Here is a 21,668-nt window from a genome sequence, read left to right as displayed (position 1 = left end):
CGATCAGTCGATCTTGCGCATCACCAGGCTGGCATTGGTACCGCCGAAGCCGAACGAATTGTTCAGCACGGCACGCACTTCGCGCTTCTTGGCGACGTGCGGCACCAGGTCGACGCCTTCGCAGCCCTCGTCCGGATTGTCGAGATTGAGCGTGGGCGGCACGATCTGGTCGCGCAGCGCCAGGATGCAGAAGATCGATTCCACCGCACCGGCACCGCCGAGCAAGTGGCCGATGGCCGACTTGGTCGAGCTCATCGAAACGCCGCCGATGTCATCGCCGAACAGGCGGCGCACGGCGCCGAGTTCGATGGTGTCGGCCATCGTCGAAGTGCCGTGGGCGTTGATGTAGTCGATGTCGGCCGGGGTCATGCCCGCCTTCTTCAGCGCCATCGCCATCGAGCGATAGGCACCGTCGCCAGTGGGCTCCGGCGCGGTGACGTGGAAGGCATCGCCCGAAAGGCCGTAGCCGATCACTTCGCAGTAGATCTTGGCGCCGCGCGCCTTGGCATGCTCGTACTCTTCCAGCACGAGAACGCCCGCGCCCTCGCCCATGACGAAGCCGTCACGATCCTTGTCGTAAGGGCGGCTCGCCTGTTCGGGGCGGTCGTTGTAGCTGCTGTTGAGCGCACGGGCCTGCGCGAAACCGGCAATGCCGATCGGGCAGACGGTGGATTCGGCGCCGCCCGCCAGCATGATGTCGGCATCGCCGTCCTTGATCATGCGCGCGGCGTCGCCGATCGAGTGGGCGCCGGTGGAGCAGGCGGTGACGACCGCGTGGTTCGGGCCCTTGAGGCCGTACTTGATCGAGACCTGGCCCGAGATCAGGTTGATGAGGCGCCCGTGCACGAAGTGCGGCGATACGCGGCCCGGGCCCTTTTCGGCCAGCACCAGCGATTCGCTTTCGATGCCCGGAAGCCCGCCGATGCCCGAACCGATCGAGCAGCCGGCCATGAGCTTGTCTTCCTCGCTCATGTCGGTGAGGCCGGCGTCTTCCAGCGCCTGGCCCGCGGCGTCGATGCCGTAGACGATGAAAGGATCGACCTGGCGCTGGACCTTGTGGTCGACCCGCTTGTTGGCGTCGAAACCATATTCGTGGTCGGCCGGCTTCACCTCGCAGGCGATCTGGCACTTCTGGTCCGAGGCATCGAAGCGGGTGATCGGCCCTGCCCCGCTCTTGCTCGCAAGGATGTTGGCCCAGGCGGTCTCCACGTCGGCCCCGAGCGGGGTGACAAGACCAAGTCCAGTGACGACAACACGACGCATTCATGCTCTCCGAAAAAGCAATTTGGCCGAAAATGCGGCCGGTGCAAACCAGCCTGCAGAAACGGCAACAGGCCCGCCCCCTTAGAGGTCGAGCCTGTCGAGTTCAATCCGGTTATGAACCGGGATCACAGCCGCCCGCGCGCCGACACCTGGCCGGCCTGCGCGAGAGTAGCCGAAAAGCCGGGCTCAGCCCTTGTTCTCTTCGATGTACTTGATGGCATCCGAGACGGTGCTGATCTTCTCGGCAGCATCGTCGGGGATTTCGACGCCGAATTCTTCTTCGAACGCCATGACCAGCTCGACGATGTCGAGCGAGTCAGCGCCCAGATCGTCGATGAAGCTTGCTTCTTCCGTCACCTTGTCGGCTTCGACGCCCAGGTGTTCGACGACGATCTTCTTAACCCGATCGGCGGTATCGCTCATTGAATAAACCCCTTCAAAAATTCGCGAGGTGTGAAATCTCGCCTGCCGCCCTAATGACTGGGGGCCGCGCTGGCAAGCCTCGCACGCAAGTTAGGATCACGACGTACAAGCGTCATGGCCCGATTTATCCACGACGCGTCCCTGTTTCCAGATTGTTTCCCGAAAACGGGGCTGCATCGTGGCGGTTGAGGCGGCGGAACAAGCCCCGCTGCCATGCAAAAATTCGAACGAACTCAGCTCTTCTGCGGTTCCACCACACGCATGTGCAGTTCGCGCAGCTGCCTGGACTCGGCCGGGCTCGGCGCGCCCATCAGCAGGTCTTCGGCGCGCTGGTTCATCGGGAACAGCGTGATTTCGCGCAAGTTCTGCGCCCCGCAGAGCAGCATCACGATGCGGTCCACGCCGGCCGCCATGCCGCCGTGCGGCGGCGCGCCGTACTGGAAGGCGCGGTAGAGGCCGCCGAAGCGATCTTCCACGTCCTGCTTGGTCAGGCCCACCATTTCGAAGGCCTTGACCATCAGTTCGGGCGACTGGTTGCGGATCGAGCCCGATGCGATTTCGTAGCCGTTGCAGACGAGATCGTACTGGAACGCCTTGATCGTCAGCGGGTCCTGGCCCTCCAGCGCTTCCATGCCGCCTTGCGGCATCGAGAACGGGTTGTGCGCGAAATCGACCTTCTTGTTGTCCTCGTCCCATTCGAAGAACGGGAAGTCGACGATCCAGCACAGCTCGAAGCGGTCCTTGTCGATCAGGTCGAGCTGCTCGCCGGTGCGGATGCGGGCGAGACCGGCCAGCTTGGCGGCCTGCTCTTCCTTGCCGGCGGCGAAGAACACGCCGTCGTTCGGGCCGAGATCCAGCGCTGCGATCAGCGCGGCGGTCTTTTCCTCGCCGTGGTTCTTGGCGATCGGGCCGCCGGGGACGCCGTCCTTGATGTTGATGTAGCCAAGGCCAGAATAGCCCTCGCCGCGCGCCCAGACGTTCATCTCGTCGAAGAACTTGCGGCTGCCGGCACCAGCGCCCGGAGCCGGGATCGCGCGGATCACGCCGCCGTTCGCGACGATGCCGGCGAAGATGCCGAAGCCCGATTCGACGAAGTGTTCGGTCACGTCCTTGATGATCAGCGGGTTGCGCAGGTCAGGCTTGTCCGATCCGTAGTCCAGCATCGACTGGGCATGCGGAATGCGGCGGAATTCACCGGCGGGCGTCACCGGCTTGCCCTCGGCGAAGTCGGCGAAGACGCTCTGGAGCACCGGCTCCATGGTTTCCCAGACTTCTTCCTGGGTCACGAAGCTCATTTCGAGATCGAGCTGGTAGAACTCGCCCGGCAGGCGGTCTGCGCGCGGGTCCTCGTCGCGGAAGCAGGGTGCGATCTGGAAGTAGCGGTCGAAACCGGCGACCATCAGCAGCTGCTTGTACTGCTGCGGCGCCTGCGGCAGCGCGTAGAACTTGCCGGGGTGGATGCGGCTCGGCACCAGGAAGTCGCGCGCGCCTTCGGGGCTGGAAGCGGTGAGGATCGGCGTCGAATATTCGGTGAAGCCGATGCCTTCCATCTTGCGGCGCATGTCCGAGATGACCTTGGTGCGCTTAACGATGTTGGCGTGCAGCGTGTCGCGGCGCAGGTCGAGGAAGCGATAGCGCAGGCGGATATCCTCGGGATATTCCTGCTCGCCGGCCACCGGCATCGGCAGCTCCTCGGCGCGGCTGATCACCGTGGCGGAACGGGCGTAGACCTCGATCGCGCCGGTCGCGAGGTTGGCGTTCACCGTGGATTCGGTGCGGGCCTTCACCACGCCCTCGATCGTCACGACCGATTCGACGCGCAGCGAATCGAGCAGTTCCAGCGCCGCGCTGTCGGTATCGGCCACCACCTGGGTCATGCCGTAGTGATCGCGCAGGTCGACGAAGAGAACGCCGCCGTGATCGCGCTTGCGATGCACCCAGCCCGAGAGGCGAACGGTCTGGCCGACCTCGGCAGCGGTCAGGGCGCCGCAGGTGTGGGAGCGATAGGGATGAGTCATGGCGGGCTCGCGCTTCTTCTGATCGGAATTGAGTTGCAAGCCGAGGCCCCTAGTCGAGTGGCGCGGCGATTTCCAGAAGAGATCGGACCGTCATGCGCGTCCAGCGCCAGGTGGCTTGTGGAATCCTCGTGGATTCCCGTTCCTATCTCTCGACCAGGCGCGCGGGCGCTAACCTGAAATAAACCATTGCGGGTCCATACCCATCGGCAAAACGGGTCTTGCCGATGGATCACATGGACAATGCGCAGGCTTCGGGCACCGTCACGATCGACGGTATTCCGGAGAATCAGTTCCGCACCGCGATCGAGGCCATGCTCCGCGAGGGCCGGGCCGACGAAGCCGCGCGCCGCCTCAAGGACGAACTCGTCTTTCTCTGCGGCGAAGGCCTCCCCCTGCCCGCGCGCTTCCGGTTCATCGCTGCGCAGGACGTTTCCGTCAGCGGCTGGCCGCGCCTGATCGAGCGGATCGGCGAACTCGACCGGCCCGGAGACCCGATCACCGCGATCGGCATCGACATCTGCCAGGGACCGACCGAGACCGGGCGGCCCTTCTACGAAACCGCTTTCTATACCGACCGCGCCTGGCCCTTCTCTCGCGCCGGCCGACTCGACCTGGCAGCGGCCTGCGGGGCCGACAGCCCGGCGTGGCAGGGCGCTGCGGAAGACAATGGCGATACGCTGAACGTCACCGGCCTGGAGGACCTCCACGCCGTGATCGCCGCGATAGGCAAACTCTGCGAAAGCGGCATGGCCACCATCGAGGAGCAGCGTGCCTGCATCGTCGGGGCCTGCCATCTCGCGGTGCTGACTCATCAGGCCATCCGTGACGCGGCCATGGCCGAGGGCCTGCCGCGGCCCATGGCCCTCCTCGTCGGCAGCGACGGCGGCTATCCGGGCTTCGAGGCAGCGGCGCTCGCCGCCGCCGAAGGACCGCCCCGCAACGCGCCTCCCGCGGCGCCGTCCGAGCCGGCGAAAGACGCCCACCGCCCCGCCGAACAGGCCGCGGCGATTCCCGGCGACAATTCCGAAGCCTGGCCCGAAGCCTGGCACCTGCCGCCGCCGGGCCTGCACGTCACCGGCACGCAGCTTCGCCGCCGGCTGGTGACCCAGGAAAGCATCGCCGAACTCGACGCAGAGACGAGTCCGAGCCTCCTGAACAGGGTTTTCGGAGGCCTGCGGCGCAAGAAATAGGCAATTTCGTCATTTGTCGGAGAATTTGACGGGCTGGAAACATTGATCCCCCGCCCTGTTCGCGTTACCGCCACGGTCGAAATGAAAATCCACCCTCTGATAACGAAGACCGAAGACCTCGCCGCGCTGTGCGAACGCCTTGCGAAATCCGATTTCGTGGCGGTCGACACCGAGTTCATGCGCGAGAACACCTATTGGCCGGAACTCTGCCTCGTGCAGATCGCCAATACCGAGGAAGCGGCCGCGATCGATCCGATGGCAGTTGGGCTCGACATGACGCCCCTGCTCGACCTGCTGACCGACAACGAGGAGGTCCTGAAGGTCTTCCATGCCGGCGGGCAGGACGTGGAAATCATCTACAACGCCACCGGCCGCACCCCGCATCCGATCTTCGATACGCAGATCGCGATGATGGCGATCAGCCAGTCCGAGCAGATCGGCTATTCGAACCTGGTCGAATCGTGGATGGGCCTCACCATCGACAAGGGCGCCCGCTTCACCGACTGGTCGCGCCGCCCGCTGACCGAGCGGCAGATCGAATATGCGATCGGCGACGTTACCCACCTCTCCAAGATCTTCCCCAAGATCCTCAAGCGCCTGATGAAGACCGGGCGCGGCGAATGGCTCGACCAGGAAATGGAAAAGCTCGCCGATCCGGAGCACTACCGCAACGATCCCGCCCAGGCGTGGAAGCGGATCAAGGCCGCCGGCCGCAACCCGACGATGCTCGGCCGCCTCAAGGCCATTGCCGAGTGGCGCGAGCATGAAGCGCAGGGCAAGAACATCCCGCGCGGCCGTATCGCCCGTGACGAAACGCTGGCCGACATCGCCAGCCACCCGCCCAAGCAGCAGTCCGACCTCGCCAAAGTGCGCGGCCTTTCGCAGGGCTGGAAGGACAACGACATCGGCAAGCGCCTGATGAACACCATCGCCAAGGCCGAGCCGCTGCCCGACGACGAATTGCCCCCGCGCACGCCCAAGGGCGCGCCGCTCGGCAAGGAAGGCGCGCTCGTCGCTGACCTGCTCAAGCTGCTGCTCAAGATCCGCGCGCGCGAGATCGACGTTGCCGCCCGCTTGCTGGCCCGCAGCGAGGATCTCGAACTGCTGGCCGCCGGCGTGCGCAAGAAGCTGCCGATTCTCGAAGGCTGGCGCTACGGCGTGTTCGGCCGCGATGCGCTGGACCTCGTAGAAGGCAAGCTCGCGTTCGCGGTCGAGAACGGCAAGCTCAAGATGACCCGCGTCGAGGACGAACCGACGGACGAGGCCTCCGACGAGCCTTCGGACGCCGCCGCAACGGAAGAGTAAGGCACGGCAAAAGTCCATCGTCCCGGACCCGATCCGGGACGATGCGCCTTTCCGCCTTCTTCCGGAAGCGCGTTCAACAAAAGCAAACGCTTGGCGAACCTGCCGCGTTCATGCGATAGCCGGCGCGTGACCGTATACCAGCCCACGCTCAAGCAGCTCCAGTACCTCGTCGCCCTGCACGAACACGGGCATTTCGGCCGTGCCGCCGATGCCTGCTTCGTCTCGCAATCGACCCTGTCCGCCGGCCTGCGCGATCTCGAAGCGCTGCTGGGGGTCACTCTGGTGGAGCGCACCAAGCGCGCGGTACGCTTCACGCCGCTCGGCAATGCCGTGGTGGCCAAGGCGCACCGCATCCTGCGTGAGACCGAAGAACTCTCCGACCTCGTCCAGTCCAGCGGCAAGCCGCTCTCCGGCGAAGTGCGCATGAGCGTGATCCCCACGATCGCGCCGTTCCTGCTGCCCCGCATGCTCCCGCGCCTGCGCCGCGAGCGCCCGAACCTCAAGCTGTTCCTGCGCGAGGAGCCCAGTCAGGCCGCCATCGAATCGCTGCACCACGGCCGCGCCGACTGCGTGCTCCTGGCGCTGCCCTATGCCACCGGTGAGGTCGAGAAGGAGACCATCGAACTCGACGCTTTCTTCGTCGCCTTCCCCAACGACGACCCGCGCAATCCGCCGGCCGAAGTCGGCCCCGAGGTGATCGACGAGCACCGCCTGCTGCTGCTGGAAGACGGCCATTGCCTCAAGGACCATGCACTTGCGGCCTGCAACCGCCCGGAACTGCGCGCTTCGGCAACGATGATCGGCACCTCGCTCCATACGCTGGTGCAGATGGTCGACAACGGCCTGGGGCTGACGATGCTGCCGGAAATGGCGATCGATGCCGGCATTCTGAACGGCACCAACGTCGTGGCCCGCCCGCTGCTCTCCCCCAATGCCAACCGGGAGATCGCGCTGGTCTGGCGCAAGAACTCGCCCCGGGCCGAGGAATTCCGTTTGCTCGCGGATGAGTTGCGCGCCGGATAAGCCGCGCCCCCGCTCCCGGGCGCGCGATCCGGGAAATCAGGCCTTGCGCCGCAAGGTCTGAAGACCCAGCCCCAGCGCCGCGATTCCGGTGCCGAGCACGACAACGCCGGTCCAGCCCCAATTGTGCCACGCCACGGTCGCCGCGCCGGAACTGGCCGAGCCGGCGAAGAACATCGAAGCCATGTAGACGGTGTTGATCCGCGAGCGCGCCTCGGGGCGCAGGGCGTAGATGATGCTCTGGTTGGAGATCTGGCTCGCCTGGATCGCGAAGTCCAGAAGCAGCACGCCGACCACCAGGCCGATGATCGAGGTCCAGAAACCGAACACGAGCCAGGACACCAGCGTGAGGGCGCTGGCTGCGACGATCACCGGATGAGGGCCGCGTCGGTCGGCGATCCGTCCCGCGACGGGCGCGGCCAGGACGCCGGCAGCCCCGAGCACGCCGAACAGTCCCGCCACTTCCGAACCGAGGCCGAAACGCGGCTCCTGCAAGTGCAGCGCCAGGATCGTCCAGAACACGCTGAACACGCCGAACTGGGTGCACTGGGTGAATGTCGCCAGGCGCAGGGCGGGAAATTCGCGCCAGAGATCTCGCAGCGAGGCGATCAGCCCCAGGTAGCCGAGCCCGCCCGATTGCGGACGGCTGCGTGGAAGCTGCCAGGCCATCAGCCCGGCGGTCAGCAGCGCCAGAGGCACTGCCAGCCAGAACATCGCGCGCCAGCCGAAAGCCGCGCCGACGAAGCCGGCCAGGGTTCGGCTCAGCAAAATGCCGCAGAGCAACCCGGCCATGACCGAGCCGACCACGGCACCACGCTTGTCTTCAGGCGCGAGATTGGCGGCGAGCGGAACGATCTGCTGCGCCACCGAGGCAAGCAGGCCGACGACCAGCGAGGCCGCCAGCACCGTGCCACCCGTGGGCGCGAGCGCGACCAGCGCCAGCGCGACCGAGAGCGCCAGGCACTGCAGCACGATGAGCCGCCTTCGCTCCAGCAGGTCGCCCAGAGGCACCAGCAGCAGCAATCCACCCGCGTAGCCGAGCTGAGTCGCGGTGGGGACGTAGGTGATCGCAGCGCCGGAAAAATCGCGCTCCATCAACCCGAGCATGGGCTGGCCATAATAGATATTGGCCACGGTCAGCCCGGCGGAAACGGCCAGGGCAAAGACCATGGAGGGGCCGAACGCACGCTCGCGGCCAGATCCGCCGCCCGGTGCTCCGCCCTGTTCCTCACCGGACGGCAGCTTGCGAAATGAGGCGGGGTTGGAACGAGGCGACGCGGAGATGGGATTATCCTTCATGAAGAGTCCCCCCGAACCGGAGCGCCCTGCCGGGTCAGCGCGCTTGTGCCAAACGCAACGAGTTCAAGCCCAATAGCCAATTTTGCAATAGAGCGCCGCCGAAAACGAGGTCGGCGCGGGCCTTCAGTCCATGTGCTTCAGGCCGACGCGCAGATAGTCCCAGCCGGTGATGAGCGTCAACGCGGCCGCGGCCCAGAGCGTGGTCAGCCCGACGGTATGCGGGATATTGACCTCCACCGCGCCCAGGTCGACGTTCCACCATGGCATCGCCGCGCCCAGGATGAGGGCGCCGAGCGAAACCAGCTGGAACGTGGTCTTCCACTTGGCAAGGCGGCTTACAGGCACGGAAACCTGCAGCCCGCCCAGGAACTCTCGCAGGCCGGATACGGCAATCTCACGCACCAGGATGATGAGACCGGCGATCACATGCATGTCGCCGACGTAAGGCCCGGTGAGAATCCCCTGCGCCGTCAGCACCAGGATCACCGTGGCGACCATGATCTTGTCCGCGATCGGATCGAGGAACACGCCCAGTTTCGACACCGTGCCGCTCGACCGGGCGAGATAACCGTCGAAATAGTCGGTTATGCCCATCAGGCAGTAGATGCCGAAGGCAAGGCCATAGCCGAATTCCCATCGGGGCCACCACAGCAGGAAGCCCAGCAGGGGGAGCGTGACGATCCGCGAGAGCGTGAGGATATTCGGCAAGGTCAGCATGTTCTCTAGCCCATAGCGTCGATTCTCGCGTTTGAGAATTGGCTTGTGATCGGGTGCCGCGTCATTTCCGCCCGACCACCTCGGCCTTGCCTCGATCGGCGTGGCGGTGTTTGTTGCCGGGGCATTTCCACAGGGCCCGCAGGCGGCCGCACCCCGGCAAAAAAGGCCGGGTCGGCGCCTACAGGGGTTGTGCCCTCGCCCTACCGCATTAAGTGTCGCCGCAACGATGAAGCGAGGCCGCCGAATTTTTCCGACATGACCACGACCTCCCAACTCATCCGGGCAAGACGATTCCTGCCCCTCTTCGTCACCCAGTTGCTTGGCGCGTTCAACGACAACCTGTTCAAGAACGCGATGGTGCTTTTCGTCGTCTACGGCGTCTACAATTCGGAAACCGCCGAGGCCCGGTTCAGCGCGCTCGCTTCCGGCATCTTCGTGATCCCCTTCTTCCTGCTCTCCGCCCTCGCCGGCCAGATGGCCGACATGCGGGACAAGTCGCGAATCATCCGCATCGTCAAGTTCTGCGAGATCATCATCATGGTGGTCGGCGGGACCGGGCTTGCGCTCGCCTGGCAGGGTATCGCGCTGCACACGGTGGCCATCCCGCTGATGCTGCTGGCGCTGTTCGCCATGGGCATCCATTCGACGTTCTTCGGCCCGATCAAGTACGCGATCCTCCCCCAGCACTTGCGCGATGACGAAGTGCTGTCAGGCACCGGGCTGGTGGAAGCCGGGACTTATATCGCCGTGCTGGCCGGCACGATCGTGGCGGGCTGGATCAGCGTGGATACCGCTGCCATCACCGTGGTGATCATCGCCGGCCTGGGCTATTTCGCGGGCCGCCAGGTGCCGCCCGCACCGCCGCAGGGCAAGCCGGAGCCGATCGACTACCACGTCATCCGCTCCTCCATCCACCTCGTCCGCACGACGATGAAGGACCGCCGGGTCTACCTGGCGATCTGCTCCATCAGCTTCTTCTGGGCGATCGGCACCGTGCTGTTCATCCAGTTCCCGCCCCTTGCCAAGAACATGCTGCATGCCAGCAAGGAAGTGGCCAGCCTGTTCCTGGTGATCTTCTCGGTGGGCGTCGCCATCGGTTCGGTAGCGATCAATGCCCTGCTCAAGGGTACCGTTTCCGCGCGCTGGTCGCCGCTATCGGTGATCGGCATGGGCCTGTTCCTGCTGGCATTTCAGGAAGTCTGCGCGATCTGGCCACCGCACGAAGGGCCGGAAGTGCTGATGAACGTCGGCACGTTCGTGGTCCAGCCGCTGGCCGTGCCGCTGCTGCTCACCCTGCTCGGCATCGCCGTGAGCGGGGGCATGTTCGTGGTGCCGCTCTACGCCTTCCTGACGACTTTCGTCGACAAGTCGCAGACCGCCCGCACCATCGCGGCCAACAATATCGTGAATTCGGGCGCCATGGTGGTCGGTGCCATCGCCACCGGGCTGATGTCGCTGCTGGGCCTGCCCGTGGTCACCCAGCTTATGGTCGTGGCGCTGTGCTGCGTCGCTTCGGCCTGGCTGGGATACCTGCTGTATAGGGCCGAGCGCACCGCCAGACGTCCCTGATCTACAGCCCGATCGGGGCCAGGCCCTTCAGGCGATGAAGGCGACCACGGCGGCCAGGCTCACGCAATAGGCCGAGAGGAAACTGCGCCAGTCTCCGCCGGTCATTTCCCAGGCAATCCGGGCCTCGGCATTTTCCGCGGCTTCCACGGCAGGGGGCCGCATGCCCCGGAAGACATGACGAGGCAGAGAGCGCCGGAAGGGATGGCCGGCCCGCTCATGAGTGAGGACGAGTGCGCGTCTTGACATGCTCCACATGGGACGCACCTTAAGACATTGTTTACCTTTGACCACTCGCCCGAAAGAGACATCCCGATCCGGGACGGTACGGCTGCCAGGCAGGCCATGAACGACCTTTAACAGGCGAAAATTCCTCGGTTTTCTGCCATCGCCGCGATCGAGGCCCAAACGAAAAAGGGCCGCCCTCGGGCGACCCTTTTCGAACGCTTCGGCATGGAGCCGCGGCGCGTGGTCAGATCCGGTCGCCGAGGGCGCCCTTGACCTTGCCAACGCCCTGCTGAAGCTCGCCCTTGGTTTCCTGGGCCTTGCCTTCAGCCTGCTGGGCCGGGTCGTTGCGAGCCTTGCCCGCGGCCTGCTTGGCGTTGCCGGCAATCTCGTTGCCCAGACCCTTGATGGTGTCCTTCAGTTCGCCCATGATCGGTACTCCTTTTCGGTTTCGGCAGAAATCCGCCGTCTACACGAACAAGAAACCGGACCAGGGCGCTGGAAGTTGCAGGCCGCTGCGCCGAAGCGTTCCGCAGCGGCGACGAATCTTTTCGCCTGCCTTATCCGCCAGCCAGGGTCAGGATGTATTTCCAGTCTTCCGGCGTCACTTCCGCCACCGAAAGGCGCGACAGCCGGATCATTTCCATGTCGGCCAGCCTGGGATCGGCCTTGATCTGCTTGAGCGTGACCGGACGCGCCACCTTGCGCACCGGCTTCACTTTCACCGCCGCCCATTTGCCCTCGGGATCGGACGGATCGGTGAGGCCGGACTGGCTGATCGTGACGATGCCCACGATCTCCTTGCCGATGTTCGAATGGTAGAAGAAAGCCTCGTCCCCCACTTCCATGGCGCGCAAGTTGCCCGCGGCGCGGTGGTTGCGCACGCCGTCCCAGGTGCCCTCACCTTCCGCGACCAGATCGTCCCAGCCGTAGGCATCCGGTTCGGACTTCATCAGCCAGTAGCGCTTTGCCATGAATCGCCTTTCGATTTTCGATTTGGGACGGAAGCTTCTATGGGGGCGGCATAGCGATTCAATCGACGGAAACAACATCGGTGATTCGGCCTTCCGCTGGAGGCGCCGGTCACCGCCCGCTTACCACGGGCCGCCGATCCTGTTGGAAGACCATGATGAACCTTGCCCAGATTCCCGTCCTCAGCCTCGCAGACGACCGCGCCGAATTCTCGCAGCGCATCGGCGAGAGCTTTCGCACTTTCGGTTTCGCCATGGTCCGCGACCACGGCATCGACCAGGCCCTGATCGACCGCGCCTGGGAGATGACCGCCGCTTTCTTCGCCCTGCCCGACGACGTGAAGCGCAGCCACTTCATCCCCGGCCAGGGCGGCGCGCGCGGCTATACGCCGTTCCGCACCGAAGTGGCCAAAGGTGCGACCGAAAAGGACCTCAAGGAGTTCTGGCACATCGGCCGCGACCTGCCGGCCGGCTCGCCCCTCGCCGCCTCGATGCCGCCCAATATCTGGCCCGGCGAAGTCGAAGGCTTCCAGGAGACCTTCACCGAACTCTATGCCCAGTTCGACAAGGCCGGCGCGGAAATCCTCTCGGCAATCGCCGTCTACCTCGGCCTCGACGCCCGCTGGTTCGATCCTGCGATCGAGGACGGCAACTCGGTGCTGCGCCTGCTGCACTATCCCCCCGTGGCGCAAGGCGCGGGCGGCGCCATCCGCGCGGGCGCGCATGAGGACATCAACCTCATCACCCTTCTTCTCGGCGCGCAGGAAGCCGGCCTGGAACTGCTGGGCAAGAATGGCGAGTGGCTGTCGGTCGCCCCGCCCGAAGGCGCGGTCGTCATCAACATCGGCGACATGCTCCAGCGCCTGACCAACCACGTCCTCCCCTCGACCACGCACCGCGTGCGCAATCCCGAGGGCGACCGCGCCGCGCACAGCCGCTATTCGATGCCCTTCTTCCTGCACTTGCGCAGCGACTTCCCGTTCAAGACGCTCGACCAGTGCATCACGCAAGAGAACCCCGACCGCTACCCGCTGAGCATCACGGCGGACGACTACCTGCAGGAGCGCCTGCGCGAAATCGGCCTCAAGATGTGATCGATCGGTGCTCCCAGGCGATCCCGGGAGCACCGCTGTCTCTGCGATTTAACCAATATTTCAGTCCACTGCGCTAAGGAACTCACCGGGGTTCAAGCAGGGGGTAACTGGAGTGACGGAAACGGAGGCCACACGATACGCCGTGGTTGGCGAGGCGACCGAAGCGGCGAGCGAAGGCCCGGATAACGAGGCCGATCGCCCGGTGGACATCGTCGCGCTGGGTATCGTCACGGCCGCGATCTTGTTGTTCCTCGCCACCGGCGCGGCGATCGGTCCTTCGGTCGTGAAGTCGCTGACCGGACAAGGCCCAGCGCCCGACCGGTTCCTGGTCAACGCCTTCCTCCTCAACGTCGCCATCATCATCTTCGGATGGAGCCGCTATCGCCAGCTCTGCGAGGAAATCCAGCAGCGCAAGCGCGCCGAGCGGCACGCCCGCCACCTGGCGGAAACCGATCCCCTCACCGGCTTCCTCAATCGCCGCAGCTTCCACCGCGCGGTGGACGCCCTGATCCGCGAGGCCGCGCTGCGCGACCGGGCAGTGATGCTGGCGATGATCGACCTCGACAATTTCAAGCAGGTCAACGACTACAACGGCCACAACACCGGCGACCGCCTGCTCCAGGAATGCGCGCGCCGCATTTCCGGGTGCCTGCCGGATCGCGCCCTGATCAGCCGCATCGGCGGAGACGAATTCGCGGTTGCCGTGGAATTCGACCGGAGCCGGGTCGAGCGAATCGACCGCATCGCCGCCTCGCTGGTCGAGGCCATCGGCCAGAGCGTCTCGGTCAATTCCACCCCGATCGACGTGACGGCCTCGATCGGCCTGGCCCGTTCGGATATTCCCCGTTCGGATGCTCCCCGCTCCGCCCCTTCCGGCGAGCGGGCGCCGGGGCCCGATGCGCAGGCTCTGCTCGAGATGGCGGATATCGCCATGTATCACGCCAAGCGCCAGGGTCGGAACAGCTTCTACTGGTTCGAAACGGCCATGGCCGAAGAGATGCGCTTCCGCAGCGATCTGGAGTTCGGCATTCGCCAGGGCATCGCCAATGGCGAATTCGTGCCCTTCTACGAGCAGCAGATCGATCTCCAGACCGGCGAGCTGACCGGCTTCGAGATGCTGGCGCGCTGGAACTCGCCGCTGTTCGGGATCGTCGCGCCGGACATCTTCATTCCCGTGGCCGAGGACATCGGCGCAATTGCCGAACTCTCCGAACAGCTCATCGCCCGCGCCCTGGACGATGCGCGGGGCTGGGACGCGCGGCTGACGCTTTCGGTCAATATCTCGCCCCTGCAGATGCGCGACCCCTGGTTCGCCCAGAAGCTGCTGAAGCTTTTGGTGGAGGCCAGTTTCCCGCCCCATCGGCTGGAGATAGAGATCACCGAATCGTGCCTTCACCAGAACCTCACCCAGGTCCGCACGCTGATTGCCAGCCTGAAGAACCAGGGGATCAAGGTGAGCCTCGACGATTTCGGCACGGGGTTCAATTCGCTGGCAATGCTGCGCAGCCTGCCGTTCGACCGCATCAAGATCGATCGCAGCTTCATATCGGGCCTGGCCGAGAACAAGGACAGCATGGCCATCGTCCACGCCATCGCCCTGCTCGGCAAGGGTCTCGACCTGCCGGTCACGGCCGAGGGGATCGAGACCAGCGAAGTCCTGTCCCACCTCCAGCAATACGATCGCATCAAGGGCCAGGGCTATCTCTACGGCAAGCCGCGTCCCGCCGAGCATCTGGCCGAGTGGCTGGAAGGCATGGAGATCGTGGCCGATGCCGAAGCCGTCAGCGATCTTGCCGCCTTGCGCCGCCGCATCGAAGCCGCGCGCATAGACGAGCAGCGGGCCTCCGGCGCCGCGCCGGATCCGCAGGCCCGTCTGGCCTGAAGCGAGCGCCTCGCGGCTTTTTCTGGACCTCGCGCCCCGCAGCGCATAAATCGCCCGCCATGCGGATCGACTTCACCAAGATGCATGGACTGGGCAACGACTTCGTCGTGCTCGATGGACGCACCGCCGCGCTGCCGGTCGTGAACGCTGCGCTCGCCGCCGCGCTCGCCGATCGCCATACCGGCATCGGCTGTGACCAGCTCATTGTCCTCACGCCTTCCGATCGCGGCGACTTCCGCATGCGCATCTTCAATGGCGACGGCAGCGAAGTGGAAGCCTGCGGCAATGCCACCCGCGCGGTGGGCCTGCTGCACGGTCGGCCGGCCACCGTGGAAACGCTGGGCGGCATCGTCTCCACCACGCCCAGGGGCAGCGGCATCAGCGTCGAGATGGGCAAGCCCCGCTTCGACTGGAACGCGATCCCGCTTGGCTATCCGATGGACACGCGCAGCCTGCCGGTGGCCTGGGAGGAACTCGTCAATCCCATCGCCGTCAATGTCGGCAATCCGCACGTGATCTTCTTCGTCGACGATCCCTACGGCATCGACATGGCCCGGCTCGGCCCCCTGATCGAAAACGATCCGCTCTTTCCCGAGCGCATCAACGTGAACGTCGCAGCCGTGACGGCGCGCGACGCCATCACTCTGCGCGTCTGGGAGCGCGGCGCCGGACTGACACGCGCTTGCGGCACGGGCGCCTGCGCCACTGCCATCGGCGCCATGCGGCGCGGCCTGGTCGACCGCAAGGTCACCGTCACCCTTCCCGGCGGCCCGCTGGCCATCGAATGGCGGGCGGACGACGAAATCGTCATGACCGGCCCGGCCACCGAATCGTTCCGCGGCTCGTTCGAAACGGCGGACTACGGAATCCCAGATTGACTGTCGAAGTCCATTCGCTCGGCTGCCGCCTCAACATTTCCGAGAGCGAAACGCTGCGCGGCTTGCTGCGCGGGGCCGAGGATCAGCCCGAAGGCCTGGTGGTCGTCAATTCCTGCGCCGTGACGGCGGAAGCCGTGCGCCAGACGCGTCAGGCGATCCGCCGCGCCCGCAAGGCCCACCCGGACGCGCGCCTGATCGTCACCGGCTGCGCGGCTGAAGTGGAACGCGCCATGCTGGCCGCCATGCCCGAAGTCGACGGCATCGTCGCCAACACCGCCAAGCTCGATCCGCGCGCCTGGAACGTCCCGCCAGCGCCCATTGCGCCTTCCCCCGGCCTGACCGCGCGGCGCGCCTATACGCGCGGTTTCGTGCAGGTCCAGAACGGCTGCGACCATGCCTGCACTTTCTGCGTGATCCCGCAAGGCCGCGGGCCCAGCCGCTCACGCACCGTGGCCGAAGTCCTCCACGACCTGGCCGTCCACACCGACGCAGGCGTCAACGAGATCGTGCTGACCGGCGTGGACCTCACCTCCTGGGGCGGCGATCTTCCCGGATCGCCGCGCCTCGGCACGCTCTGCGAAGCGATCCTCGCCCGCTTCCCCGGCCTGCCCCGCCTGCGCCTGTCCTCGATCGACGGCGCCGAAGTGGACGAGACACTGTTCGCGCTGCTGGCCAGCGAACCGCGGGTCATGCCGCATGTCCATCTCTCGCTCCAGCACGGCCACGACCTGATCCTGAAGCGCATGAAGCGTCGCCACAGCCGCGCCGATGCGCTGGAACTGGTCTCTGGCCTGCGCGCGCGCCGCCCCGAAATCGCCATCGGCGCCGATCTCATCGCCGGCTTCCCGACCGAGGACGAGGAAGCCCATGCCGCCAATCTCTCGATCATCGAGGAACTGCAGGTCGTCCACGGCCACGTCTTCCCCTATTCGCAGCGGCCCGGCACCCCGGCGGCGCGCATGCCGCAAGTGGAGGCCGCCACGATCCGGTCCCGCGCAGGCGAACTGCGCGAGAAGATCGCCGGAACCAGGGCGAACTGGCTCACGGGGCTCATCGGCCAGCCGCTATCCGTGCTTGCCGAAAGAGGCGCGAAAGGCCATGCGGAAAACTTCGCGCCGGTACGTCTCCCTGGGCGCCTGCCCGACCATGTGCAGCCCGGCACGCTGATCCGCGTTACGCCCGCAAGGGTAGTCGAAGGAATACTGGAATCATGAGTACCGATGGCCAGCAGGCTGACCGCGACTGGTCCGACCGCCTGTTCGGCGGCTTCCGCAAGACCTCGGAACGCCTGAGCGAGAACCTGTCCGGCATCGTCGGCAAGTCTAAGCTGGACGATGCCCAACTCGACGCTCTCGAAGACGCGCTGATCATGTCGGACCTCGGCCCCCGCGCCGCCGCCCGCATCCGCGCCCGCCTGGCCGAGGAACGCTTCGAGCGGGACGCGGACGAACGCGCGATCATGGAAGTGGTCGCCCGCGAGATCGCGGAAATTCTGCGCCCGGTCGCCAAGCCGCTCGACGTCGTGGCCTTCCCCCGCCCGCAGGTGATCCTGGTGATCGGCGTCAACGGCTCGGGCAAGACCACCACGATCGCCAAGCTGGCGCACTTGTTCCAGGAGCAGGACTACTCGGTCATGCTGGCGGCGGGCGATACGTTCCGCGCCGCCGCGATCGGCCAGCTCGGCGTCTGGGCCGACCGTCTGGGCGTTCCGCTCATCAAGGGCCCCGAGGGCGGCGACCCGGCCTCCATCGTCTTCGATGCGGTGAAGGCCGCGACCGACCAGGGCATCGACGCCCTCATCGTCGACACCGCCGGCCGCCTGCAGAACAAGCGTGAACTGATGGACGAACTGTCCAAGATCCGTCGCGTGCTGGGCCGCCTCAACCCCGAGGCGCCGCACGACGTGGTGCTCGTGCTCGACGCCACCAACGGCCAGAACGCGCTTTCGCAGATCGAGATCTTCAAGGAAGTGGCGGGCGTCTCCGGCCTCATCATGACCAAGCTGGACGGCACGGCCCGCGGGGGCGTCCTCGTCGCGGCGGCCGAGCAATATGGCCTGCCCATCCACGCCATCGGCGTCGGCGAGAAGATCGACGACTTGCGCCCCTTCAACCCGGATCTGCTCGCGCGGGTCATCGCCGGGATCGCCTGATGAACAGCCAGACCACGCCTGCCGAGAAACCCAAGAGTTCCTGGGTCAATCTCGTCGTCGATTTCGGCCCGCTGCTCGTCTTCTTCCTGGCCTATCGCCATTTCTCGCCGACCGGCGAGGGAGACACCATCGGCACGGTTTCCGCCGTGATCAAGGGCACCGTGGCCTTCATGGTCGCCACCGTGATTGCGCTGGGCATTTCGAAATGGCGCCTCGGCCACATCTCGCCGATGCTCTGGCTGACGACTGTGCTGATCGTCGGCTTCGGCGCGCTCACCGTGGTGTTCCACGACGCCTTCTGGATCCAGATCAAGCCCACCGCCGTCTACCTGATGTTCGCGGGCGTGCTGTTCTTCGGCCTCATGCGCGGCAAGCCCATGCTGAAATACCTCCTGCAATCCGCGTTCGAGGGATTGAACGAGGAAGGCTGGATGAAGCTGTCGCGCAACTGGGCCTGGTTCTTCCTGCTCCTGGCCGTGCTCAACACCGCGCTGGTCTTCACCGTCAGCTTCGACACCTGGCTCCAGGCCAAGCTCTGGGGCTTCACCGTGCTGTCGTTCGTCTTCACGTTCTCGCAGCTGCCCATGGTGCTCAAGCACGGCATGGGCGAGGCTGCGAAGGAAGAAGTGATCGAGAACCCGCCGCACGACTGAGCGAAGCGGGGGCGGGCAGCGGCACGGCCGCCGCCCGCCTCGTCAGCCGACCGAGCGACAGTCCTTCAACAGGAGGATGTGGTCGGTGGGGCTGAAATTGTCGTAGACCCCGCTCATGCGAATGGTCTTGCCGGGCTTCAGCTGCAGGGTGAACGCGGCCTGCCCTTTGGCCATGACACAGGCAATATCGGTCTTGAACGCCGCCTGGCCCGGCAGGCGGATGGCCTGCTCGTAAGGCTGGGGGATCTTGTAGGTGACGATATAGTCGCCGCGATCCTTGGCGATCTCGCCCACCATGCCCTTGATGATGAAGCTCTTGTTTTCATAGCGCAGCGGAATGGCCGCGGCATTGCGCTCGGTATCCTTCGAGATCTGCTGCGACAGCGAGAGCGCGTCCATTTCGAGCGGCGGCGCGGTGCTGACGGCCTTCATGCCGCTGCTGGCCGCCGCCAGACCGGCCTTGCCGCCCTTGAGGCCGCCGAGCATCTCGCACATCTCGGTCTTGGCCGCCTCTGCCGGCACCGTCTGCCCTCCGCGCAGCTTCGCTTCCATCTGCACGGTGCCCTGCCCGCCGGCATTGGTGGCAGTGATCGTGATCGGGAAAGCGCGCGCCTTGCCGGTCTGCGGCTGCTCGATCAGCATGGATCCATCATCCGGCTCGGCGACGATCACGTCGTAGCCCTTGGCCGCGACGATTCCCCGCATCTGGCCGATGGCGCTGGCCGGTGTCAGGTCGGGAACGGTCACCGTGGCCGTGAAGCGCATGCCGCTGAGAATGGAGCCGGCCTTGGTGAACGTCTCGTCGCAAGTCGCCGCTTTCGCGCCAGAGGACAGCGCCAGCGCCGGAAGGATCAGGGCCGCACCGGCCGAGAGGTAACAGGAACGCATCTCACCCCCATGTTGGAGAAGTAAAGTTGCGTCCTATCAGACCGTTGTGTTTGAAACTGATGACAAATACCGTCAACAGGGCGGCAAGGATGCCGCCCCTGCCCGCATGGCTCAGATTTCCAGCTGGCTGCCCAGTTCAACCACGCGGTTGGTGGGCAAGCGAAAGAACTCCATCGCGCTGGCCGCATTGCGCATCATCCAGGCAAACAGCTTTTCGCGCCAGATCGCCATGCCGGGCTTGGCCGAGGGAACCAGGGTCTGGCGCGAGAGGAAGAAGCTGGTCTTCATCATCTCGAACGGGCCGCCGCACATCTCGGAATGCGCGAGCGCGGCCGGAATGTCGGTCTCTTCCATGAAGCCGTAACGCAGCGTCATGCGATAGAAGCCCTGCCCCAGGTCGGTGACCGAATAGCGTTCGGCCGGCTCGACATAGGGCACGTCCTGAACTTCGACCGTCAGCACCACCACGCGCTCGTGCAGCACCTTGTTGTGCTTGATGTTGTGCAGCAGGGCCGAAGGCACCCCGGCATTGCTCGATGCCATGAAGATCGCCGTGCCCGGCACCCGCGCCGCCGAGCCATGCGCACTCTTGGCGAAGACATTGAGCGGCAAGGCGGCCTCGGTCATGCGAACGCGCATGAGGCGGCGACCCTTGTTCCAGGTCGTCAGCAGGGTGAAGGCGATGCCGCCGATCAGCAGGGGGAACCAGCCGCCGTCCGGCACTTTGGTGGCATTCGCCGCGAAATAGGCGCCGTCGACGACGAAGAAGGTGACGATCACCGGGATCGCCATCCACAGCTTCCAGCGCCAGAGCACGATCAGCAGCACCGCCATGAGGCAGGTGTCGATCAGCATCGCGCCCGTCACCGCGATGCCATAGGCCGAGGCGAGGTTCGACGAGTTCTGGAACACCAGGACCAGCACGATCACGCCGGTCATCAACGCCCAGTTGACGAAGGGAATGTAGATCTGGCCCACCTCGTGCTCGCTGGTGTGGCGAGTGGAGAGACGCGGGATGAAGCCGAGCTGCATCGCCTGGTGAGTGATCGAGAAGGCGCCCGAAATCACCGCCTGGCTGGCGATGAAGGTGGCGCAAGTGGCCAGGATCACCAGCGGCAGGCGCAGGTTTTCGGGTGCGAGGTTGAAGAACGGGTTCTTCATCGCCTCTGCCGCGGCCGAATCGTCTAGCCCGAGGATCATCGCCGCCTGGCCGAAGTAGTTGATCAGCAGGCAGGGCATGACGACCCCGAACCACGAGAGGCGCAGCGGGCCGCGGCCGAAATGGCCCATGTCGGAATAGAGCGCTTCCGCGCCGGTCACGGCCAGCACGACCGAGCCCAGCGCCAGGAAGCCCAGGACCTTGTCGGTCATGAAGAACTGGATGGCGTACCACGGGTTCAGCGCCACCAGCACTGACGGCATCTGCACGAGATGGTAGATGCCGAGAATGGCGAGCACGGCGAAATAGACGATCATCACCGGCGCGAAGAGCGCGCCGACTTTGGCGGTTCCGCTCTTCTGGATCACGAACAGTGCGATCAGCAGCACCAGCGCGATCGGCAGCACCAGCGGCGCCAGTCGCGATTCGACGACAGTGAGGCCCTCGACCGCGGACAGCACCGAAACGGCGGGGGTAATCATCGAGTCGCCGTAGAAAAGCGAGGTCGCGAAGACGCCCAGCAGGACCACCAGCGAACCGTAGCGCGACTTGCGGATCGCGCCCGAGATCAGCGCCACGAGCGCCAGGCTGCCGCCCTGCCCCTTGTTGTCCGCCCGCATCAGGATGCCCACGTACTGGACCGACACGACCAGCGTCATCGACCAGAAGATCAGGCTGACCACGCCGAGAACGTGCAGTTCGTCGATCGCCAGCGGGTGCGGGCCGACGAAGGTTTCCCGGAAGGCGTAAAGCGGGCTGGTGCCGATGTCGCCGAAGACGACGCCCACGGCACCGAGCGCGAGCTTGGTTATGTTGCCGGAACCATGTCCACCCGCGGCGGGGGCTTTATGCCCCGTCGCCGGATCGATCACCGTCGGAACGACAGCCGTGTCCGAACTTGCATCACTCATTCCAGCGCCCCGTAATGGCTTTGCCGCGTCGGCATTTCACCCCCGCAACAAGCG

20 protein-coding genes are annotated in these 21,668 nt (G+C 65.5%); 10 read left to right on the top strand and 10 right to left on the bottom strand.

Going from position 1 to position 21,668, the window contains the following annotated elements; genetic code table 11:
- Positions 1-3: 3 nt before the first annotated feature.
- The 3 genes from fabF to aspS all read right to left on the bottom strand — a co-directional run bounded on the left by fabF (position 4) and on the right by aspS (position 3,704).
- Positions 4-1,263 (bottom strand): beta-ketoacyl-ACP synthase II, encoded by a 1,260-nt coding sequence (fabF, locus tag EDF57_RS19565; protein ID WP_132263552.1) that lies wholly within the window; start codon positions 1,261-1,263, stop codon positions 4-6.
- A gap of 186 nt (positions 1,264-1,449) precedes the next feature.
- Complete coding sequence (locus EDF57_RS19560; RefSeq protein WP_007013838.1) at positions 1,450-1,686, bottom strand: acyl carrier protein; 237 nt, start codon at positions 1,684-1,686, stop codon at positions 1,450-1,452.
- Positions 1,687-1,919: 233 nt separating this feature from the next.
- Positions 1,920-3,704, bottom strand: coding sequence for an aspartate--tRNA ligase (aspS, locus tag EDF57_RS19555; protein WP_134095460.1), 1,785 nt, complete (start codon positions 3,702-3,704; stop codon positions 1,920-1,922).
- Positions 3,705-3,937: 233 nt separating this feature from the next.
- Between aspS and EDF57_RS25830 the strand changes: the two genes are divergently transcribed.
- The 3 genes from EDF57_RS25830 (at position 3,938) to EDF57_RS19540 (ending at position 7,222) form a co-directional block, all read left to right on the top strand.
- Positions 3,938-4,894 carry a hypothetical protein gene (locus EDF57_RS25830; RefSeq protein ID WP_208324899.1) on the top strand — a complete coding sequence of 319 codons (957 nt, stop codon included), beginning with the start codon at positions 3,938-3,940 and terminating at the stop codon, positions 4,892-4,894.
- Positions 4,895-4,975: 81 nt separating this feature from the next.
- Positions 4,976-6,199: a ribonuclease D gene (gene rnd / locus EDF57_RS19545; protein ID WP_134095414.1), complete on the top strand. Its 1,224-nt coding sequence runs from the start codon at positions 4,976-4,978 to the stop codon at positions 6,197-6,199.
- A 126-nt stretch (positions 6,200-6,325) separates the two neighbouring features.
- Positions 6,326-7,222 (top strand): hydrogen peroxide-inducible genes activator, encoded by an 897-nt coding sequence (locus EDF57_RS19540; protein ID WP_132263558.1) that lies wholly within the window; start codon positions 6,326-6,328, stop codon positions 7,220-7,222.
- A 36-nt stretch (positions 7,223-7,258) separates the two neighbouring features.
- Here the strand turns inward: EDF57_RS19540 and EDF57_RS19535 are convergent, their stop codons facing one another.
- Together EDF57_RS19535 and pgsA are read right to left on the bottom strand one after the other, a co-directional pair.
- The gene (locus EDF57_RS19535; RefSeq protein WP_134095459.1) at positions 7,259-8,389 is read right to left on the bottom strand and encodes an MFS transporter; all 1,131 of its coding nucleotides are present in this window, start codon (positions 8,387-8,389) and stop codon (positions 7,259-7,261) included.
- A 252-nt stretch (positions 8,390-8,641) separates the two neighbouring features.
- Positions 8,642-9,235 carry a CDP-diacylglycerol--glycerol-3-phosphate 3-phosphatidyltransferase gene (gene pgsA / locus EDF57_RS19530; protein ID WP_132263560.1) on the bottom strand — a complete coding sequence of 198 codons (594 nt, stop codon included), beginning with the start codon at positions 9,233-9,235 and terminating at the stop codon, positions 8,642-8,644.
- A gap of 255 nt (positions 9,236-9,490) precedes the next feature.
- Between pgsA and EDF57_RS19525 the strand changes: the two genes are divergently transcribed.
- Positions 9,491-10,804 carry an MFS transporter gene (locus EDF57_RS19525; RefSeq protein ID WP_134095413.1) on the top strand — a complete coding sequence of 438 codons (1,314 nt, stop codon included), beginning with the start codon at positions 9,491-9,493 and terminating at the stop codon, positions 10,802-10,804.
- A 27-nt stretch (positions 10,805-10,831) separates the two neighbouring features.
- Here the strand turns inward: EDF57_RS19525 and EDF57_RS26240 are convergent, their stop codons facing one another.
- From EDF57_RS26240 to EDF57_RS19510, 3 genes are all read right to left on the bottom strand, one after another.
- Positions 10,832-10,966 carry a hypothetical protein gene (locus EDF57_RS26240; RefSeq protein ID WP_279587448.1) on the bottom strand — a complete coding sequence of 45 codons (135 nt, stop codon included), beginning with the start codon at positions 10,964-10,966 and terminating at the stop codon, positions 10,832-10,834.
- Between the two features lie 307 nt (positions 10,967-11,273).
- A complete protein-coding gene (locus EDF57_RS19515) occupies positions 11,274-11,456 on the bottom strand; it encodes a CsbD family protein (protein WP_132263566.1) in 183 nt (60 codons plus the stop codon).
- A 130-nt stretch (positions 11,457-11,586) separates the two neighbouring features.
- Complete coding sequence (locus EDF57_RS19510) at positions 11,587-12,000, bottom strand: EVE domain-containing protein (RefSeq protein ID WP_132263568.1); 414 nt, start codon at positions 11,998-12,000, stop codon at positions 11,587-11,589.
- Between the two features lie 155 nt (positions 12,001-12,155).
- On the opposite strand from EDF57_RS19510, the gene EDF57_RS19505 reads away from it, so the two are divergent.
- The 6 genes from EDF57_RS19505 to EDF57_RS19480 all read left to right on the top strand — a co-directional run bounded on the left by EDF57_RS19505 (position 12,156) and on the right by EDF57_RS19480 (position 18,656).
- Positions 12,156-13,091, top strand: a complete 936-nt coding sequence (locus EDF57_RS19505) for a 2-oxoglutarate and iron-dependent oxygenase domain-containing protein (RefSeq protein WP_134095411.1) — start codon at positions 12,156-12,158, stop codon at positions 13,089-13,091.
- A 112-nt stretch (positions 13,092-13,203) separates the two neighbouring features.
- Complete coding sequence (locus EDF57_RS19500; protein WP_243841150.1) at positions 13,204-14,973, top strand: EAL domain-containing protein; 1,770 nt, start codon at positions 13,204-13,206, stop codon at positions 14,971-14,973.
- A 59-nt stretch (positions 14,974-15,032) separates the two neighbouring features.
- The gene (dapF, locus tag EDF57_RS19495) at positions 15,033-15,851 is read left to right on the top strand and encodes a diaminopimelate epimerase (RefSeq protein ID WP_132263572.1); all 819 of its coding nucleotides are present in this window, start codon (positions 15,033-15,035) and stop codon (positions 15,849-15,851) included.
- Positions 15,848-17,065 (top strand): MiaB/RimO family radical SAM methylthiotransferase, encoded by a 1,218-nt coding sequence (locus tag EDF57_RS19490; protein WP_132263574.1) that lies wholly within the window; start codon positions 15,848-15,850, stop codon positions 17,063-17,065. The genes dapF and EDF57_RS19490 overlap by 4 nt, the downstream gene beginning before the upstream one ends.
- Positions 17,062-18,003, top strand: a complete 942-nt coding sequence (ftsY, locus tag EDF57_RS19485; protein WP_132263576.1) for a signal recognition particle-docking protein FtsY — start codon at positions 17,062-17,064, stop codon at positions 18,001-18,003. The genes EDF57_RS19490 and ftsY overlap by 4 nt, the downstream gene beginning before the upstream one ends.
- Positions 18,003-18,656: an inner membrane-spanning protein YciB gene (locus EDF57_RS19480; protein ID WP_132263578.1), complete on the top strand. Its 654-nt coding sequence runs from the start codon at positions 18,003-18,005 to the stop codon at positions 18,654-18,656. The genes ftsY and EDF57_RS19480 overlap by 1 nt, the downstream gene beginning before the upstream one ends.
- Before the next feature lie 42 nt (positions 18,657-18,698).
- Here EDF57_RS19480 and EDF57_RS19475 read toward each other — a convergent pair whose 3' ends face one another.
- Entirely contained in the window at positions 18,699-19,544 is an 846-nt protein-coding gene (locus EDF57_RS19475; protein ID WP_134095410.1) for a hypothetical protein, read from the bottom strand.
- 111 nt (positions 19,545-19,655) lie between these two features.
- Positions 19,656-21,614: a potassium transporter Kup gene (locus EDF57_RS19470; RefSeq protein WP_132263582.1), complete on the bottom strand. Its 1,959-nt coding sequence runs from the start codon at positions 21,612-21,614 to the stop codon at positions 19,656-19,658.
- Between the last annotated feature and the right edge of the window lie 54 nt (positions 21,615-21,668).

It is taken from the genome of Novosphingobium sp. PhB55 (assembly GCF_004368805.1).
Lineage (GTDB): Bacteria > Pseudomonadota > Alphaproteobacteria > Sphingomonadales > Sphingomonadaceae > Novosphingobium.
The sequence above is the reverse complement of the archived record's forward strand: the minus strand, read 5'-3'. Positions and strand labels throughout refer to the sequence as shown.